Origin of the sequence: Christiangramia sp. 3-2217-3z, assembly GCF_051195275.1 — a bacterium.
Taxonomy (GTDB): domain Bacteria; phylum Bacteroidota; class Bacteroidia; order Flavobacteriales; family Flavobacteriaceae; genus Christiangramia; species Christiangramia marina.
This window is the reverse complement of the sequence record NZ_JBNJLI010000002.1, coordinates 428,370-448,021: the sequence shown is the minus strand read 5'-3', so window position 1 is coordinate 448,021 and position 19,652 is coordinate 428,370. Positions and strand designations below refer to the sequence as shown.

Genomic DNA, 19,652 nt, shown 5'->3' with positions numbered 1-19,652 from the left:
CATTAAAACGAATAAAAATGAAAATATTCAGAATTTTAGCAATGCTTACCATCTCGCTTCTGCTTTTTACAGGATGTGAAGATGATGAAATTACGAACTACGCGTTCCAGGAAATCTCTGCTCCAACAGATGTAACAGCAGATTTTGATATTAGCCAGGATGATACCGGTACGGTAACTATTACACCAAGCGGTGTAGGCGCTCAGACTTTTCAGGTTGACTTTGGAAATGGAGAAACAGCTGAACTTGCCAACGGAGAAACTGCAACTACTGTGTACGATGAAGGTGTTTACCTTGTAAAAGTTGTTGCTGTAGGCTCTACTGGTCTAACCAGCGAGTTTAATCAACGTCTAACTATCGCATTTAAAGCTCCGGAGAATCTGGAAGTGAATGTAAACCAGTTACCTGCAAACCCTGCAATGGTTGAAGTTAGCGCCACTGCAGACAATGCAGCAAGTTTTGATGTGTATTTTGGAGATACAGACGATGAAGAGCCAACTCAGTTAATGCCAGGAGAAACTATCTCTTATACTTATGCTGCGGCTGGAACTTATACAATTAGAGTGGTAGCTAAAGGAGCTGGTGCAGAGACTGCAGAAGAAACTGTAGAAGTTGAAGTGCCTGAAGCTTCAGATCCACTAAAATTACCGGTGACTTTTGATGATCCACTAGTTGGGTACGCCGTAACTCCATTTGGAGCTGCAGAGACTGCTTTCGAGATCGTTGCAAATCCTCAATTATCTGGAACTAACGATACAGAATCTATGGTGGGTGCTATCACAAAGGCAGGAGCTCAATTTGAAGGTGTGACTTTCAATCTTGGTGAAGCCGTGGACTTTTCTGGTGATAATAAAACACTTACAGTAAAAATTTATTCTGAAGTAGCTTTTCCAGTACTTCTTAAATTAGAAACTGGTGTTAATAGCGAGCGATCTAATGAAGTTGATGCACAACACGCTGGAACAGGTTGGGAAACCTTAACCTTCAATTTCGCTACAGAAGCCACAACAAGTTACATAGATAATAATGACACCGGTGGAGCTGCGATTGTTCCAGATGGTCAGTTTGATAGAATATCCTTAATTCTTGACCAGGGTGGATCTACAGCTGGAATTTTCTATGTTGATGATCTAATGCGTGATGGCGATGTTATTGGAGCTCCAATGGCTGCTGAAAATCTTCCAATAGGATTTGAAGATAACACAACATTATCAGGTGTATTTGAAGGTGGAAATGTTACTGGAACGCCAATTGCTAATCCAGATATGAATGGAAATAATTCTGCTACTGTTTATGAATTCGTAAAAGGTGCAGGTTCTCCATGGTATTCAGGAGTTTTCCACATATTCCCTCAAAATATAGACCTATCACGGGGAACTACATTCAGTTTTAAAATGTGGTCTCCAAAAGCAGGAATTAATGTAAGATTCCAGTTGGAAAAAGAAGGTGAAGAAAATCCTGCAAATGTTTTCATTGATGAAACAATTACTGAAGCGAACCAATGGGTAACTTTAACTTATGATTTTTCAGCATTAGTAGATCCGGCTGATGGCTATGATAAATTCGTAATCTTCCCTGAGTTTGATGATGCTGCACAACCAACAGGTGATGGTTCAGTTTATTATTTTGATGATATCATGCAAGGTGAAGGCACAGATGGTGGAGAACCAGCTGCTACAACTACAAGCTTCCCGGTAGATTTCGAATCTGCGGCGAATGGCGGACTTTCTTCAAGCTGGAGAGTTTTCGAAAACGGCGATAATCCTGCTTTGGAAATTATCACAAATCCTGACATGACTGGAAATACATCTATGAGCGTTGCTAAATTTACTGCACGACCTGAAGGTCAATCTTACGCTGGTACTGTTACTACGCTCACTACGCCATTAACATTAGATGCTTCCAATAGTATCGTAAAAGTGTGGGTTTGGAAAACGAAGATCAGTGATGTAGGAATTAAGTTTGAAAATGGAGCTGGAGGCTCTACAGGAGAAATTAAGGTTGCCAATACTAAAACGAATGAATGGGAAGAATTAACTTTTGACTTTTCTGTATTTATTGGAGATCCGAACAATACTGACATTACAGGACTGGTCGTATTCCCAGACTTTGAAGTGAGAACATCTGAATCTATTACATATTTCGATAATATTACTTTGAACTCTTCTACCGGAGGAGGTACAGATGGTGGTTCAGCTAGTGGAGATTTCGCTCTGCCACTTGACTTTGAAAGCGATGATTTCACTCTTGGTGCTAACAGTGTTCCTTTCGAAATAGTTACAAATCCTGAGCAATCAGGAATCAATGCCACGGCAAATGCAGTAGGGAAAGTGACAAATAATGGAGGTCAGTATGAAGCATTATCATTCATTTTAGATGAAGCAATAGATTTTTCAGGGTTCAATAAGACGATCACAATGAAAGTTTATTCAGAAGTGGCTTACCCGGTACTTTTTAAATTAGAAACTGGAGTAAACGGTGAAAGAGCAAATCAGGTTCAGGCACAACATGGTGGAACCGGATGGGAAGAACTTACCTTCGATTTTGCAAACGCTCAAACGAGCTACATAAGTGAAGCAGATCCGGGAGGAGCAAACTTTATTGCCGTTGGTGAGTACGATGAGATCTCAATCTTTCTTGATTTTGCTGGATTTACTGCTGGTGAATTTTATATAGATGATATCGAACAGAACTAGAAAAAGAAAAAACTATGAGATATATTAAATTAATAAGCTTCCTGTTTGCAACTCTCTTTATAATGAGTTGCCAGGAAGATGATCTCACCCTCGATACGATCGTAGTTCCTACAGATCTTCAGGTGAGTACAAATATTAGTGACGATGGTTCTGGCATGGTAGAATTTAATGCTACCGCCAACGATGCGATCACTTACGAGTACAATTTCAGCGATGGATCTTCAGCTGTTGCTCCAAGCGGAAACTATACAAAACGTTTCACGAGAACAGGACTTAATACGTACCTCGTAACCGTAGTAGCCTACGGTAAGGGTGGTGTTAGTAGCTCGATGTCTCTGGAAGTTGAGGTTGAAAGTGATTTCAATGACCCTGAAACTAAGCAATTCCTTACTGGAGGAAGTTCTAAAACCTGGTATGTGGCAGCAGTAGAAGCTGGTCACCTGGGTGTTGGACCTAATTTTGTTGCGGATGGTGTAGCAAGTGCTTTTCCAGAATATTACCAGGCGGCTCCTTTTGAAAAAGCGGGTGATGAGATCTCTTCGTGTTTTTATACCGATGAGCTTACTTTTACTGAAAGTGGCGAAAATATTACCTACAACCAGGATAATATGGGTCAAACGTTCTTCAACGTAGACTACGTGACCGAGTTTGGTGGCGGCGGTGGCCAGGATGAATGTATCGATTATGATACTTCTGGTGATAAGTCGGTTACCCTGGCACCTGCGGAAAATGGAGTTCCTGCCGATGCTACGACCGGAACTGAAATCCAGTTAGGTGGCGGCGGCTTTATGAGCTACTATATTGGAGCAAGTAACTATGAGGTTCTTAGTATTACTGAAAATACCATGCATGTAAGAGCAATTCCAGGAAGTAATCCTGATCTTGCTTGGTATCTAAAATTCACTACAACTCCTTTTGACCAGCAACAAGCTGGTACAGGTGGAGAAGAAGAGGAAGAGGAGGAAGAAGCATTTGTTTCTCAATTCACTGAAATCTTCTGGAGTGATGAGTTCGATGGAGATGCACTGGATACTACTATCTGGAACTACGAAACCGGAAACGGAACTAATGGCTGGGGTAATGGCGAATTACAATATTATACTGAAGATAATGTGTCTGTAGCAGACGGAAGTCTTGTGATCACAGCTCGAAGAGAAACTGAGAGTGGATTTGATTTTACTTCTGCAAGAATTACTACTATGGACAAGTTTGAAGTGACTTACGGTCGTGTAGAAGCTCGTGCCAAGATGCCTGATGGTGGTGGAACATGGCCAGCGATCTGGATGCTTGGGGCCGATTTTGATGTAGTTGGATGGCCTGCTACAGGTGAGATCGACATCATGGAATTTGTAGGAAACAAACCAAATGAAGTTTCTTCAGCATTGCATTTTCCTGGAAATTCAGGAGGGAATGCAATTTTCGAAGCAACCGATATTCAGAATGCAGCTACAGAGTGGCATACATACGCGGTAGAATGGACAGCAGATGAAATAACTTTTCTGGTAGATAATGAAGTGAACTTCACGTTTACCAATGAATCTTCTCTGCCATTTAACAAGGATTTCTTCCTGATCATGAATGTAGCAATGGGAGGCGCCCTTGGCGGAAATATCCCTGCCGAATTTAGCGAAGCTTCCATGGAAGTGGATTACATCAGAGTATATAAATAGTTTGTTTAGCTAACAACTCCCGGGATCTTTCAGGTTCCGGGATTTATTTTTTAAGATTATGAGAAAGTTATTCTTAAGTACCCTTTCACTTGTGCTTGGGACCATAGGGCTGCATGCCCAGGAATCAGGTCTCAAAAGTTCAGTAAAGAATGTCGAAGCCAAAGTAGATTCGGTTTTGAACATCATGACTCTGGAAGAGAAAGTAGGACAGATGATCCAGTACAACGGAAGTTGGGATCTTACAGGACCCGCTTCTGAAACTGGTAACAAACAGAAAGAAGATAGGCTTAAAAAAGGTCTCGTTGGATCTATGCTGAATGTGCTTTCAGTAGAAGCGACCGAAAAAGCACAAAAACTTAACATGGAAAATTCACGCATCAAGATTCCGATTATTTTCGGATACGATGTGATCCATGGATACAAAACTATTTTTCCTGTGCCGTTGGCAGAAACTGCCAGCTGGGATATGGAAGCTGCAAAGGAGTCGGCTCGAATTGCCGCTTTAGAATCTGTTGCAGAAGGTGTGAACTGGACGTTTTCTCCAATGATCGATGTTTCGCGCGATGCTCGCTGGGGACGAATCATGGAAGGTTCCGGGGAAGACCCTTATTTAACTTCCCAGGTTGCAGTTGCCAAAGTAAATGGATACCAGGGAGATGACCTTGCAGATCCTACTACGATCGCAGCAACCGCCAAGCATTTTGCCGGATATGGTTTTGCTGAAGGTGGAAAGGATTATAACACCGTAAATATTGGTAAGAACGAACTTCATAACGTCATTCTGCCACCGTTTAAAGCTGCGGCAGATGCCGGAGCGGCAACTTTTATGAATGCCTTCAACACAATTGACGGTATTCCTGCGACTGGCAGTGTAAGCCTTCAGCGCGAGTTGTTGAAAACTGAATGGGGCTGGGATGGATTTATAGTATCAGATTGGGGTTCTATTTTAGAAATGATACCTCATGGATTCGCCCGTGACAAAGTTCATGCTGCAGAAATTGCTGTAAAAGCAGGTAGCGATATGGATATGGAAGGCGGAGCTTACCAGGCCGGACTGGAGCAATTGGTTGCTGAAGGAAAAGTTGATGAAGAGCTTATTAATGATGCCGTTAGCAGAATCCTGAGAGTGAAATTTATGATGGGTCTTTTCGAGGATCCTTATCGCTATATCAATGCTGAAGTAAAAAAGGAAGTGCCTTACGAGCAGCATCTGGAAACAGCACGTGATATTGCCAGAAAATCCATCGTTCTCCTGAAGAATGAAAAGGATCTTTTACCAATGCCAGCTTCCGCAGGAAAGATCGCGGTGATTGGTCCGCTGGCTAACGACAAGGACACACCAATTGGTAACTGGAGAGCCCAGGGTGAAGCTAACTCTGCAGTATCTGTAGTAGAAGGTTTAAAAAATCAATTACCAGACTCTGATATTGTTTATTCTGAAGGAGTAAAGTTAGGGATGGGAGAACGTAGCTTTTTAATGCCGCTTAAGATCAACAAAACCGATACTACAGGAATGGGTGAGGCAGTTAAAAACGCCAGAGATGCTGAAGTTGTGGTCATGGTTCTTGGTGAAGATGCATTTCAATCTGGGGAAGGTAGAAGTCAGACAAATATTAGTTTAGCCGGATTACAACTGGAGCTACTGAAGAAAGTTTACGCTGTAAATAAGAATATCGTTCTGGTACTTATAAACGGAAGACCAATGGAATTAAGCTGGTCTGCTGAAAATATTCCTGCTATTGTTGAAGCCTGGCAGCTTGGTTCTGAAAGTGGAAATGCAATTGCAGATGTACTTCTTGGAAAGTATAATCCTTCCGGGAAATTACCGGTTTCTTTTCCTAGAGCTGTAGGACAGGAGCCATTGTATTATAACTATAAAAACACAGGAAGACCATACAGCGAACAGCATGTAACGTATTCTCATTATACAGATATCGAAAACGGACCTTTATTTCCATTCGGTTATGGGCTTAGTTACACAGCTTTCGAATACGCTAAACCAACTTTGAGTTTAGCTACACTAACTTCAGGTGAAACTGCGACCTTGAGTGTTGCAGTTACAAATTCTGGTGATACCAAAGGGAAAGAAATTGTGCAATTATATGTGCGTGATATGGTAGCTAGCACGAGCAGACCTGTAAAGGAATTGAAAGGTTTTGAGATAATCGAAATGGAAGCGGGTGAAACTAAAACTGTAGACTTTGAAATTTCAGAAGAGATGCTTCAGTTTTATACCGCTCAGGAAAAGTGGGAAGCAGAAGAAGGAGAGTTCAGATTGATGGTTGGAACCAATTCAGAAGAATTACAGACAGTGACACTTAATTTTCAGAAATAATGAGAGGACCCTACTCCTTTTTAACCCTGTGCCTGGTCCTGGTTTCTACAGCCTGTGCACAGGAAAAAATAATTTTCGAAGAAGATTTCAACGCAGATACTCTAAATATGGAGGTCTGGAATTATGAAGAAGGCAACGGTTGTCCTGATCTTTGTGGTTGGGGGAACAACGAAAAGCAGATCTATAACCGCGATTATATTGCCCTGGAAGATGGTAAACTGGTGATCACTGCAGAAAAAAAAGGTGATACCTACTACTCCGGAAAGATTAATTCTAAAGACAACGTGGAATTTACTTACGGTGTGATTGAAGTAAAAGCAAAACTTGCTACGGGCAAAGGTATCTGGCCAGCTATCTGGATGTTGGGTGCAGACATTAGTGAGGTTGGATGGCCTGCCAGTGGTGAGATCGATATTCTGGAATATATTGGCAGAGAGCCGGGAATCGTTTTTACTTCCCTGCATACTCCGGCAAGTCACGGGAACACGATCAATACTAAGAAAACGAAAATTGCAGATATCGAAGAAGGTTATCACACTTACAAAGCTGTGTGGACGCCAGATTATATCAAATTTTTGTAGACGGTGATCAGTTATATCGCTTTACTCCGGAAAACTATAATGAGGAAGAGTATCCTTTTAAAAAGGATTTCTATTTCCTTATCAATATGGCCGTTGGAGGAAATCTTGGAGGTGCGGAAATAGATGAGTCGGCATTACCAGACAAATTCTATGTAGACCATATCAAGGTCACGGAACTACCTGCAGATTATTAAATTAAAAGCCCCGATGTCGGGGCTTTTTTAATTCAGATTTCTTTTTTCTATAAAAAAACGCTTCAGTAAGGTAGAAGCCTCTTCTTCCAGGATTCCCGAAGATACTTTAGTTTTTGGATGAAGCTGGACTCCGTTCTTTCTATAACCTCTGGTACTATCTTCAGCAGCAAAAACGATCTTTGAAATCTGACTCCAATATAAAGCACCGGCACACATCTGGCAGGGTTCCAGGGTGATATACATGGTACAATCCTTAAGATACTTTCCGCCCAGAAAGCTTGCTGCAGCGGTGATAGCCTGCATTTCGGCATGAGCAGTTACATCGTTCAGCGTTTCTGTAAGATTATGTCCTCTTGCAATGATCCTGTCGTTGATGACCACGACCACTCCTACGGGAATTTCCCCTTTTTCGTAAGCAGTTTCCGCTTCTTCCAGCGCTTTCCGCATAAAATAAGTGTCATCGTATGGATTGATCATTTCCGGGTTTTTGTGCAAGATATCAATTTTGAAAATTCCGTTTTCGTTTCAGGTTTATAATTCAGTTTGCATGATGTAACTTTGTTGCAAATGACCAGAAAACTATTAGATACCATTAATTTTCCGCAGGATCTGCGAAAGCTTCCCGAAGCCGGACTACAGGATCTAGCCAGGGAACTTAGAGAATTTATCATCGAAATCGTAGCAACCAAGGAAGGTCATCTTGGGGCAAGTCTAGGTGTTGTAGAACTTACCATCGCATTACACTATATTTTTAATACGCCTGAAGATCTGCTGGTCTGGGATGTTGGTCACCAGGCTTATGGTCATAAAATATTAACTGGAAGAAAAAAAACTTTTCATACCAACCGACAGCTGAATGGAATTAGCGGATTCCCGAAAAGAGCTGAAAGTGAGTTCGATACTTTTGGAGTAGGACATTCTTCTACTTCCATCTCAGCAGCGCTTGGGATGGCAATCGCTTCCCGACTTAAAGGCAATTATCAAAAACAACATATTGCGGTGATTGGAGATGCTTCCATTGCCAGCGGAATGGCTTTCGAAGGGCTAAATCATGCCGGAGTAACCAAAGCGAACTTGCTGGTTATCTTGAATGATAACGCGATTGGTATCGATCCCAGCGTTGGGGCCTTAAAGGAATATCTTACCAAAGCAAGAGTTGGACATAAACCTGCCAGCGATAATATCATTGAGGCGCTCAATTTTCAATATTTCGGGCCTGTAGATGGCCATGATTTACCTGGATTACTGAAGGTTCTACACGAGATGAAAGAAATTACGGGACCTAAATTTCTACATGTCATTACCAAAAAGGGGAAGGGTTTAAAAAAAGCCGAAGAAGACCAGGTAAAATATCATGCACCTGGTAAGTTCGAACCTGCAACCGGCGAATTGCTGAAGTATAACACTGAAGGTTTACCCATAAAGTTTCAGGACGTTTTTGGTCTAACTCTAGTAGAACTGGCGGAAAAAAATGATAAAATTATAGGGATTACCCCAGCGATGCCTACAGGTAGTTCCCTTAAATATATGATGGACGCATTTCCAGACAGGGCATTTGATGTAGGTATTGCAGAGCAGCATGCTGTGACTTTATCTGCGGGGATGGCCACCCAGGGATTTACTGTTTTTTGTGCTGTTTATTCTACTTTCCTTCAGCGTGCTTACGATCAGTTAATTCACGATGTTGCTTTGCAAAAACTACCGGTGATATTCTGCCTGGATCGTGCTGGTTTGGTAGGTGAAGATGGAGCTACGCATCACGGCGTTTTTGATATTGCCTATTGCCGACTTATTCCAGATCTCATAATTTCAGCTCCTAGAAATGAAACCGAGCTTAGAAACCTACTCTACACGGCCCAGCTTGGTTTAGACCAACCTTTGATAATTCGTTACCCTCGCGGAAGAGGTTCACAGGTTGAATGGAAAACACCCTTTGAAAAGTCTGTTATTGGTAAAGCTGAGTGCCTTCAGCAAGGAACTGGTATTGCTGTTCTAACGATTGGGAATATGGCTGGAAACGCTTCCGAAGCAATTAAAAATTATCAAGGCTTAGGGAGTATTGCGCATTATGATATGAAATTTGTCAAACCGCTCGATAGAAATTTGCTAAAAGAGATTTTCGAAAAATTTGATAATATCATTACTATTGAAGATGGTGTAATTTCCGGAGGTTTTGGAAGCGCGATTCTGGAGCTAGCCATGCAACTTGATTATAGAGGTAAAATTGAGATTATGGGTATACCCGATAATTTTATAGAACACGGAAATATCGATGAATTACAAGAAATCGCCGGAATTAACGTTGAAGGAATACGGCAAAAGCTGGAAACTTTGAACTGATTTTATATTTTTGCGATTCTGTAATTCCTACCTGATGAAATTTTACCTATTAAGCCTTCTATTTATATTTACTTCATTCTATAGTTCAGCTGCTCATATTAAACACGTTAGAGTGAATGATACTACAGCAACGGCAGCGAAGGATACCACGGCATCAGACTCTATGTTGATTTACTGGACCGAGAAGAACACCTTCGGAATGAATCTAAGTGAAGTGGCTTTTGTAAACTGGAATGCTGGGGGAAACAACTCAATTTCGGCTTTATTATATGCCGGTTTTGAACGGGATTTTGAAAAAGATTATACTATCTGGAAAAATTCTGCTAGGCTTAGGTATGGAATTAATGCGCAGGAGGGTAGAGAAATTAGAAAGACAGAGGATGAATTAAGATTGAGTTCCTCTTTTGGTTTTAGAACCGATAGTACTTCGAACTGGTATTATTCAGGTAAATTTAGTTTCAACACGCAATTTACCAACGGTTATAAGTATCCCGATACCGAAGTTCCAATTTCGAAATTAATGGCTCCTGGCTATACCTTTCTGGGGGGAGGGACAGAATTTTCGCATCCTGTAGAGGATCTTACTATCTACCTTTCTCCTATTACCGTGAAATCAACTTTCGTACTGGATCAGAGACTTGCTAATGAAGGGATGTTTGGTGTGGAGCCTGCAGTGACCGATGAACTTGGGAATATTATCAAGGAAGGTGAGATGCTTAGAACAGAATTTGGTTTTCTCTTTACCAGTGAATATAACAAGGAAGTTTTTGAGAATATTGATCTTAGTAATCAGTTGAGTCTCTATTCAGATTATCTCAACAACTTCGGAAATGTGGATGTAGACTGGCAACTGGCAGTAAATATGAAAGTTAACGAATTCGTGAAAGCCAATGTTGGAACCCATATTCGTTATGATGATGATGTCAAGTTTAAGGAAGATACCAATGGCGATGGTAAACTCGAAACTTCCGGAGCCAGGATTCAGCTAAAGCAAATGCTTGGTGTTGGGGTGGTTTATGAGTTTTGAGAGAAATTAATAAAAATGGATATTTTAATTTAATTATATGCTTAAATGACAACAAAAATACATTCTCATATATAATATTTCACTAAAATAACAATCTTTAAAAAAATTACTGTAGTATTGCTCTTGCAAATACTTTTTTGACAATTTTTTGTGAACCCTACCTAAGAAGTAAATTATTCATATTTAAACCAAATCATATGAAAAGAGTTTACTTGTATTGTTTTATGTTTCTCGCATTTATGTCCTGCCAGAAAGAGTCCTTGGAAAATACCCCCCCCCTCCAGAATCTTTAAGTAATACAAACGGGGAAGCAATACTAAAAGAATTAGAATTTCAAGAACTTCCCAAGGAATTTCACTCCTTATTTGGTGATAAAAATCAGCTGCTTGGGCTGGGGAAATCTTCAGTGAAATTTGGGCTTTTAGATACTAATACACCTATCAAAGAAGTTATTAGTCCATTAGGCAAATCAACCTTTACCATTGTTTTAAAGACAGAAGTAAAATCTAATTCTATTAATCCCTATTATTTCGATAATTTGATTATATCTGGTAGCGGTCAGGATAGGGTTCAATACATTGCACGCTATCAACCATCTATAACGTGGCTTAACTCCACTACCCGGGATTTTAGTACGTATTCTGGAAAAACTACATTTTACGATTTGGATGGTTCAATGATAAACTCCATAGAGCTAGAAGCCAATGTCACGAAATTAAATGTACACCTAAATAAAGTTCAGTGTCATTTGGAGATAAAATCAACTAAGATAATATGCGCTCATGTAATTGATGATGATGGTCGTCCTATGGGCGAACCAAATTGTTTAACCACTCTTGTTTATGGTTTTAAATGTACAATTGGTGGAGGTCCAACGGGAGGAGGTGAAGAACCTACGGAACCACGACAGGTAGATGGAAGTTGGTCGCCACCAACTTTGCCGACAGAAATTCTTGATCCATGTGGGCAAATGCAACAACTGGCCTCGAATAGTAGTTTTAAAACTAAAATGACCGAACTTAAAAATAAGGTAAATGATAATTTTGAAAGTGGCTATTTAATACAAAAAGACGGGGATTTATTTTCTTATGTAGATATACCTGGTGATGCGAATACTGCGGAAATTGCCCCACCTACGAATGTGAACAATATTTTTGGATTTATTCATAACCATTATGAAGGTTCAGGAGTACTTTCAACCTTTTCAGGTTCGGATGTTAGGACCATATATCAACTCTATTTAAATGGCCAAGTAGATGATTTGAAAACATTTACCGCCGGAGTGACAACCTATTTTGGCACTAGCTATACCATGAAAATTAATGATACCTCAACATTTTTAAATTTCGGAAGTCAAACCCTAAATAATCAAAATGATTTTGATGCATTTGAGCTATTGTATCAAGCCTGGTATAATAGTTACATTAATGATTCAGGTGAGGTAACCGCTCGAGAAAAGGCGTTATTAAAAATACTCGAAAATTCCGGGATATCCCTTTTTAAAGCAAATTCCACTTTTTCATCATGGAGTGAATTAAAATTTGATACGAATAACAATATTATAAATACAAACTGTAATTAAAAACAGCTAAAATGAAAAAAATAATCTTATTAATAGTGCTAAGTGTTATTTCCTTAAATATAGAAGCGCAGGAATTAATTACTATGCAGAAGGGACAGAGTCTAGGTGAAATTAAAAAAGGAGCTTATTATAAATTTCCCACAGATAAATACCAACCTTTTCTAGGCAAATGGGAGAGTCAAAATGAAAAATATATTTTGAATTTAGAAATGAAGAAACTTTTCCAAAAAGGACCAGATATTTATACAGACCGTATGGTAGGGAAGCTTTGTTCTACAGTATTTGCTTGTGAAGATAATTTTTGGGAACTCAAAGCTTCTGAGGTATCAAGCAGGGATCCAAATATTTCAATTTTCTTAATTTTTGATTCTAATGGGAATAGCACAGGAATATTAATTTTTGAACTTTCTGAAGATGGGAATAGTGCTAAAGGGCAAGTAAAAAAGAAAGAGGGTGTAAAATTGAAACCTGATTATTTGGATCCAGATCTTCCGGAAAATCTTTCCATGAAAAAACTTGAATAATAATAATAAAGGCCAGAACTAAAAATTCTGGCCTTTATTATATAATTCCAATAGTAGCAAGCTGGGAATTTCCGGTGCCAGAATCCAGCTAAAGCAAATGCTTGGTGTTGGGGTGGTTCATGAGTTTTAAACCAGGTTCAGTTTTGTACGAGTTTTTCCAGGCTTATTCGAATTACTGGAAATCCTGATCTTAAATTCTGTTCCTTTATCTTTCTCACTCGTTAGTTCAACCGCACCGCCGTGCGCTTCAGCAACCATTTTAACCAGTGTGAGTCCTATGCCCCAGCTTTTAAACTTAGGCTTTTTAGTTTGCTTTCCGTATTGCAGAAAATCGAAGATCGCCTTTTGTTTTTCCTGCGGAATAGGATTTCCATAATTATGTACAGAAAGCAGCAATTGATCGTCCCCATCTTTCTCGATTTTCATGGTGATTGGGGTATTCGTATCACCATATTTGATCGCGTTGGTAATTAGATTTTCTAACATTCTGCGTACAGCTACAGCGTCATAAATACCATAAAGATCCTTGTCCGGACATTCTAAAATGATCTCTTCAGAATAGATGTCTGAAGCTTCCTGGTAAATGGTTTCTATATCGCTATACAGATCTATTTCAGCATAAGTAAGCATCATCCCTTCACCAGCCTTTACAGTAATACTATCCAGTAATCCTTCCAGCATTTCAAGAGCTTTATTCACACTATGCATGGTCATTTTCTTGACCCTAATACTTCGATCCTGATCTATATCCTCTGTATTGAGCATTTCGATTCCCAATCTCGCGGCAGAGAGCGGATTCCTAATATCGTGTGCAAGAGTAGCAACTAATTTGCTTTGCATCTCTTCGATTGACTTTGTGTAGGCCTCCAGGCTTTTCATCATAGATTTATCAACACAGCACTTTAAAATATTATAGGTATTATGATCTTTGACGCCATTTATATTGAGCACCCTGAGAATCACGTTGTGGAAGATGATATATTCGTGAAGGATCTCATCTGCAGAAAAGCTTCCAGAACTGGCACGATGCCTGCCATGATCTATACTATTGCTTTCGATTAATGCAATTTTAGGATCCTCAAGATTCCAGTTAATGATATCGTATTCTTCCATGATTCCAATAATATCATTCAGGATGTTTGGAACATGATCCCGAAGTGCGATCCTATTGGCAGAAGTTGATGATTTTACAAGTTCGAACACCTGTCGCTCCCAATCCTCGATGATAAGCTGAGAATTGTTCTTTAAAATTTGAGTAACCTTTTTCATAACACTAACTATGTAAGTATCTGAAACTTAAATATTGAAGAACCAGAAGCTTAAGTCGTGAAATTACTTTAGACTGAAAAGAATAAATAATACTAAACGTTAATTTTTTAACGTTTTAAGCATCTAAACCTTGAAATCTTTTAAATGAGGCTACGGTAAGACCGTCGGTTAGCGAAGCGATGTATGAACAGATAGCGATCAATTTATCATAAATCGAATCTTCTTCATTCAAATAACTTAACTGTGGAACAGATTTTTTGACCAGCTTCGTGAAGTTGGAATCTTCATTTTCAGTATCGGCAAGGAAAGCCTGAGTATAAATATCCAGCAAATAAGAAAGCATTTTAAAGCCGGCAATTTCCTTCCCGATCACCTCTTCGCTTTGATAGATTTTTTCCACACTTATCTTAATAATATCCCGAATTTGAGCTTCGTACTTGCTTTTATCGAATAAAGCTTCATGAAATTCACCTTCCAGAATGGCTTCTTCATTCTTTAAAAAGATCTCTGCGGCTTCTGTAATTAGCGTGTTGATAGCTAAAGCACGCAAATACGCCAGCCTGTCTGAAGTAGTTTGAAGTTCATGATATTTGGAAGTATTGATACTATCCTTTACGAGTTTGATAAGGTATTCCAAAGCATAATCTTCATCGATAAGTCCAAGATTGATTCCGTCTTCAAAATCAATGATCGTATAACAAATATCATCTGCTGCCTCAACCAGAAAGGCCAGAGGATGCCGGGCATATCCAATGTGTTTGCCTTCGCGCGTGATTTTCAATCCCAGTTCTTCAGCGATATCCTCAAAAGTTTCTTTTTCACTCTGGAAAAATCCAAACTTTTTATCTTCGATCTTGGAACTTGGTTTATGCGGAAGGGATTCCTTGGGGTATTTTGTGAATGCTCCTAAAGTAGCGTAGGACAATCGCAGGCCACCGCTAATTCCTGGTCTGTTTTCTGTAAGTATTCTGAAACCATTCGCATTTCCTTCAAATTTCACCAGATCCTGATATTCAGCTTCTGAAAGAGATTCTTTAAACCTTTTTCCATTTCCATGGCTGAAGTATTCTCCAATCGCTTTCTCTCCGGAATGTCCAAAAGGTGGGTTTCCAATATCATGAGCAAGAGCTGCCGCTGCGACAATAGCCCCAAAATCATTCATCTGGTAACCTGAAGAATCCCTCAGATGTGGATGTTTCTGCAACAACTTCTGACCCGTTAACCTTCCCAGCGACCTTCCAACTACTGAAACTTCCAGGCTATGCGTTAGCCTGGTATGCACAAAATCTGTCTTGGAAAGTGGAATTACCTGCGTTTTGTCCTGCAGGCTTCTAAAAGCTGAAGAAAATATGATACGATCATAATCTACTTCAAAACCTAAACGTGTTTCATTCTGCTCAATGCGCAGTCGTTTGTTTTTGTCTCCGAAACGTTTAAGTGATAAGAGTTGATCCCAGGTCATGATTTTCCATTTGTTGTGGTCCAAAAATATAAAAAAGGGAAGCAATAACTGCCTCCCTTCCCTCATTCAAATTTGAATTAGCCAAAATTCTTTAAGATCCGCACATCAGGCAGTCGTCACCTTCAGCTTCTCTGGATTGTGCAATGAGTGCTTTGAGTTCTTCTGGAGACAGCGCTCCTTCGGCTTCTGTTTTTTCTGAAACTACAGGCTGTGTGTTTTCCTGAAGTTTTTTAGCAGCTCGCATAGCAGCTTCCGAAGTAACCGCAACGGGTTCCTGCTTTTTCTCTTTCTCAAGCGTAAATTTGATAGCGTCTACCGCCGATTTCGTTCTCAGGTAATACATTCCTGTTTTAAGTCCGCTTTTCCAGGCGTAGAAATGCATAGAAGTCAGCTTGCTGTAATTTGCATTTTCCATGAATAGATTCAGCGATTGAGACTGATCAATAAAATAACCACGATGCCTTGACATATCAATAATGTCCTTCATGCTCATTTCCCAGACCGTTTTATAAAGTTCTTTAAGGTCCTGCGGAATCACATCGATATCCTGAACAGAACCGTTGTTTCTCATTATAGCATTTTTCACATCTTCTGTCCAAAGATCTCTGGAAACAAGGTCCTCCAGTAAATGCTTGTTCACCACGATAAACTCTCCGGAAAGTACTCTTCTTGTATAAATATTGGAGGTATAAGGTTCAAAAGCTTCGTTATTTCCTAAGATTTGGGAAGTAGAAGCGGTTGGCATTGGCGCCAATAATAAGGAGTTACGAACCCCATTTTCTTCGATCTGCTTTCTAAGTTTACCCCAATCCCAGCGACCACTTAGTTCTTCATCTTTAATTCCCCACATATTAAACTGGAATTCTCCCTGGCTAATCGGCGAACCTTCGTAGGTAGAGTATGGACCTTCTACTTTCGCGAGTTCCATGGAAGCCGTAACCGCAGCGAAATACAGAGTTTCAAAGATCTCCTGGTTCAGTTTTTTAGCTTCATCGCTTGTAAAAGGCAATCGTAGTTTAATAAAAGCATCAACAAGTCCCTGTACTCCAAGACCAACCGGGCGATGACGCATATTGGAATTTTCAGCTTCCTTAACCGGGTAGTAATTCCTGTCGATCACCTTATTCAGGTTCTTAATTACTCTTTTCGTTATCCTGAAAAGTTCCCTGTGATCAAATTCATTGTTCTTAATGAACATCGGCAAGGCGATAGATGCAAGGTTACATACGGCGACTTCATCCTTGCTGGTATATTCAATAATTTCTGTACAAAGGTTGGAGGAACGAATCGTTCCCAAGTTCTTTTGATTGGACTTTCTATTAGCGGCATCTTTGTAGAGCATGTACGGAGTTCCAGTTTCTATTTGAGACTCCATGATCTTTTCCCAGACTTCTCGTGCTTTAATAGTTCTGCGGCCTTTTCCTTCAGCTTCATATTTTTCGTAAAGTGCTTCAAAATTATCTCCGTAAGTATCAAAAAGACCAGGACATTCATGCGGACACATAAGCGTCCAGCTGCCATTTTCCTGTACCCTTTTCATAAATAGATCTGGGATCCACATGGCATAAAAAAGATCACGCGCACGCATTTCTTCTTTTCCGTGGTTCTTTTTAAGATCCAGGAATTCAAAGATATCAGCATGCCATGGTTCCACATACATCGCAAATGAACCTTTTCTTTTACCACCTCCCTGATCTACGTATCTGGCGGTATCATTAAATACCCTAAGCATCGGCACAATTCCATTGGAAGTACCATTGGTTCCTGAAATATAAGACCCAGTCGCTCTCACATTGTGGATAGATAGGCCTATACCTCCAGCCGATTGTGAGATCTTTGCCGTCTGTTTAAGCGTGTCGTAAATTCCATCAATGCTGTCGTCTATCATGCTAAGTAGAAAACAGGAAGACATTTGAGGTTTTGGTGTTCCGGAGTTAAAAAGTGTCGGGGTAGCATGGGTAAAGAACTTTTTGGACATAAGTTCATAGGTCTCAATGGCGCTATCAAGATCATCAGGATGAATTCCAATTGAAACACGCATCAACATATGCTGAGGTCTTTCCACGATCTTGCCATCCAGTTTTAAAAGATAGGATCTTTCTAAAGTTTTAAAGCCGAAATAATCGTAGTTGAAATCCCGGTTGTAAATAATGGTGGAATCTAGTTTCTCTTTATTTTCCAGGATCACCTCATATACTTCTTCTGAAAGTAAGGCTGCTTTTTCATTGGTACGCGGATTCACATACTCATAAAGATCTGTCATTACTTCAGAAAAACTTTTTTTAGTATTCTTGTGAAGATTCGAAACCGAGATCCTGGCAGCGAGTTTCGCATAATCTGGATGAGAAGTGGTCATGGTAGCGGCGATTTCAGCAGCGAGATTATCGAGTTCACTGGTAGAAACATTATCGTACAAACCTTCGATCACACGCATGGCAACTTTAACAGGATCTACAAGTTCATTTAGGCCATAGCAAAGTTTCTTAACCCTGGCGGTGATCTTATCGAACATTACAGGTTCTTTATGGCCGTCTCTTTTTACAACATACATAAGCTGGAATTGTTTTTTGGGAGCTTGAGTCTGAACAAAGGCATCCCTGCCCGGTTTTGTAACCGGATTAATAATTTTAGATTTTAAATGGTATTCTTAGAAAAGCTCAACAAGCGCTGCATTGGGGGGCGCAGCGCAGTTGGACTTTAGAAATCGGCATCAAAGCTGATTTCATCTGATTCTTTATCCTTATTCATCACTCCTGCCTTCTGGTATTCGCTCACTCTTTTCTCGAAAAAGTTCGTTTTTCCCTGCAGGTTGATCATGTCCATAAAATCGAATGGATTCGTAACATTAAATTCTTTCTCACATTCCAATTCTACCAGAAGACGGTCTGTTACGAATTCAAGATACTGGGTCATTAATTTCGCATTCATCCCGATCAGGCTTACGGGCAGCGATTCAGTGACAAATTCACGTTCAATATTAAGAGCATCGATAATGATCTTGCGTATTTTTTCCTTCGGAACCTTATTTACAAGGTGGTTGTTATGCAGATGTACCGCAAAATCACAATGCATTCCTTCATCCCTGGAGATCAATTCGTTGGAGAACGTAAGTCCAGGCATGAGTCCGCGTTTCTTTAACCAGAATATAGAGCAGAAGGCTCCGCTAAAAAAAATACCTTCTACCGCAGCAAAAGCGATCAGTCTTTCAGCAAATGAATCTGATTCGATCCAGTTTAGTGCCCAGTCTGCCTTTTTCTTGATAGCCGGGAAAACTTCGATAGCTGTAAAAAGCTGATTCTTTTCCTTTTCATCCTTAACGTAGGTATCAATTAAAAGCGAATAGGTTTCAGAATGAATGTTTTCCATCATGATCTGGAAACCGTAGAAAAACTTGGCTTCAGAGTATTGTACTTCGTTCACGAAATTTTCAGCAAGGTTTTCATTTACAATACCATCTGAAGCAGCGAAAAATGCGAGGATATGTTTTATAAAGTAACGCTCATCGGCGTTCAATTTATTGGACCAGTCGGTTAAATCCTGGTGAAGATCAATTTCTTCCGCAGTCCAGAAGCAAGCTTCCATTTTTTTATACCAGTCCCAAATATCATTATGTTTGATCGGAAAGATCACAAATCGATCTTTATTTTCCTGCAAAATTGGTTCTATTTGAGACATAAATGGGAGGTTTTAAGGATATCGGTAATTTTTGTTCTTTCGTTCTCTAACAAAGATTTAAAAATCAGACATATAAAAGGGGAAATAGGGTGGAACCTTTTCAACAAAGTTTTCAACAGTGAAAAGTGCTATTTTTCTTAGATAATTGTTAAAGTAACGCACTAATACATTGGTATACAGAAAACTATAATGTGTTAATGGTTATTTAAGAAAACCATCAATATAGAGCGTTTCTGGGGGCTTTGTTTAATGATTTTGAGCTGTAGAAAACGATAGGAATTGGTTATAAATTCATCT

14 protein-coding genes are annotated in these 19,652 nt (G+C 39.7%); 9 read left to right on the top strand and 5 right to left on the bottom strand.

Going from position 1 to position 19,652, the window contains the following annotated elements; all coding sequences use genetic code 11:
- Positions 1 to 17: 17 nt before the first annotated feature.
- Genes ACSHZO_RS05465 through ACSHZO_RS05445 form a run of 5 tightly spaced genes read left to right on the top strand, consistent with a single transcriptional unit; the run spans position 18 to position 7,476 of the window.
- Positions 18 to 2,696 carry a PKD domain-containing protein gene (locus ACSHZO_RS05465; RefSeq protein ID WP_298245894.1) on the top strand — a complete coding sequence of 893 codons (2,679 nt, stop codon included), beginning with the start codon at positions 18 to 20 and terminating at the stop codon, positions 2,694 to 2,696.
- Between the two features lie 14 nt (positions 2,697 to 2,710).
- Positions 2,711 to 4,366, top strand: a complete 1,656-nt coding sequence (locus ACSHZO_RS05460) for a family 16 glycosylhydrolase (protein WP_298245895.1) — start codon at positions 2,711 to 2,713, stop codon at positions 4,364 to 4,366.
- A gap of 58 nt (positions 4,367 to 4,424) precedes the next feature.
- A complete protein-coding gene (gene bglX / locus ACSHZO_RS05455) occupies positions 4,425 to 6,701 on the top strand; it encodes a beta-glucosidase BglX (RefSeq protein ID WP_298245896.1) in 2,277 nt (758 codons plus the stop codon).
- Positions 6,701 to 7,282 (top strand): glycoside hydrolase family 16 protein, encoded by a 582-nt coding sequence (locus tag ACSHZO_RS05450; protein ID WP_366877748.1) that lies wholly within the window; start codon positions 6,701 to 6,703, stop codon positions 7,280 to 7,282. Before bglX ends, ACSHZO_RS05450 begins: the two co-directional genes overlap by 1 nt.
- The gene (locus ACSHZO_RS05445) at positions 7,252 to 7,476 is read left to right on the top strand and encodes a hypothetical protein (protein ID WP_366877750.1); all 225 of its coding nucleotides are present in this window, start codon (positions 7,252 to 7,254) and stop codon (positions 7,474 to 7,476) included. The genes ACSHZO_RS05450 and ACSHZO_RS05445 overlap by 31 nt, the downstream gene beginning before the upstream one ends.
- A 27-nt stretch (positions 7,477 to 7,503) precedes the next feature.
- On the opposite strand, the gene ACSHZO_RS05440 is transcribed toward ACSHZO_RS05445, so the two are convergent.
- Positions 7,504 to 7,953 (bottom strand): nucleoside deaminase, encoded by a 450-nt coding sequence (locus ACSHZO_RS05440; protein ID WP_298245897.1) that lies wholly within the window; start codon positions 7,951 to 7,953, stop codon positions 7,504 to 7,506.
- A gap of 90 nt (positions 7,954 to 8,043) precedes the next feature.
- Here ACSHZO_RS05440 and ACSHZO_RS05435 point away from each other — a divergent pair, with 90 nt between their 5' ends.
- From ACSHZO_RS05435 to ACSHZO_RS05420, 4 genes are all read left to right on the top strand, one after another.
- Positions 8,044 to 9,816 (top strand): 1-deoxy-D-xylulose-5-phosphate synthase, encoded by a 1,773-nt coding sequence (locus ACSHZO_RS05435; protein WP_298245898.1) that lies wholly within the window; start codon positions 8,044 to 8,046, stop codon positions 9,814 to 9,816.
- Between the two features lie 34 nt (positions 9,817 to 9,850).
- Entirely contained in the window at positions 9,851 to 10,843 is a 993-nt protein-coding gene (locus ACSHZO_RS05430; RefSeq protein WP_298245899.1) for a DUF3078 domain-containing protein, read from the top strand.
- Positions 10,844 to 11,060: 217 nt separating this feature from the next.
- Complete coding sequence (locus ACSHZO_RS05425; RefSeq protein ID WP_298245900.1) at positions 11,061 to 12,425, top strand: hypothetical protein; 1,365 nt, start codon at positions 11,061 to 11,063, stop codon at positions 12,423 to 12,425.
- A gap of 11 nt (positions 12,426 to 12,436) precedes the next feature.
- Positions 12,437 to 12,949: a DUF6705 family protein gene (locus ACSHZO_RS05420; protein ID WP_298245901.1), complete on the top strand. Its 513-nt coding sequence runs from the start codon at positions 12,437 to 12,439 to the stop codon at positions 12,947 to 12,949.
- 126 nt (positions 12,950 to 13,075) lie between these two features.
- Here the strand turns inward: ACSHZO_RS05420 and ACSHZO_RS05415 are convergent, their stop codons facing one another.
- The 4 genes from ACSHZO_RS05415 to ACSHZO_RS05400 form a co-directional block, all read right to left on the bottom strand.
- Positions 13,076 to 14,218, bottom strand: coding sequence for a sensor histidine kinase (locus ACSHZO_RS05415; RefSeq protein ID WP_298245902.1), 1,143 nt, complete (start codon positions 14,216 to 14,218; stop codon positions 13,076 to 13,078).
- Positions 14,219 to 14,333: 115 nt separating this feature from the next.
- The gene (locus ACSHZO_RS05410) at positions 14,334 to 15,680 is read right to left on the bottom strand and encodes a deoxyguanosinetriphosphate triphosphohydrolase (RefSeq protein WP_298245903.1); all 1,347 of its coding nucleotides are present in this window, start codon (positions 15,678 to 15,680) and stop codon (positions 14,334 to 14,336) included.
- 91 nt (positions 15,681 to 15,771) lie between these two features.
- On the bottom strand, positions 15,772 to 18,231 hold the full coding sequence (locus tag ACSHZO_RS05405) for a ribonucleoside-diphosphate reductase subunit alpha (RefSeq protein WP_298245904.1): 2,460 nt from the start codon (positions 18,229 to 18,231) through the stop codon (positions 15,772 to 15,774).
- Positions 18,232 to 18,377: 146 nt separating this feature from the next.
- Positions 18,378 to 19,355 (bottom strand): ribonucleotide-diphosphate reductase subunit beta, encoded by a 978-nt coding sequence (locus ACSHZO_RS05400; protein WP_141876220.1) that lies wholly within the window; start codon positions 19,353 to 19,355, stop codon positions 18,378 to 18,380.
- Positions 19,356 to 19,652 lie beyond the last annotated feature (297 nt).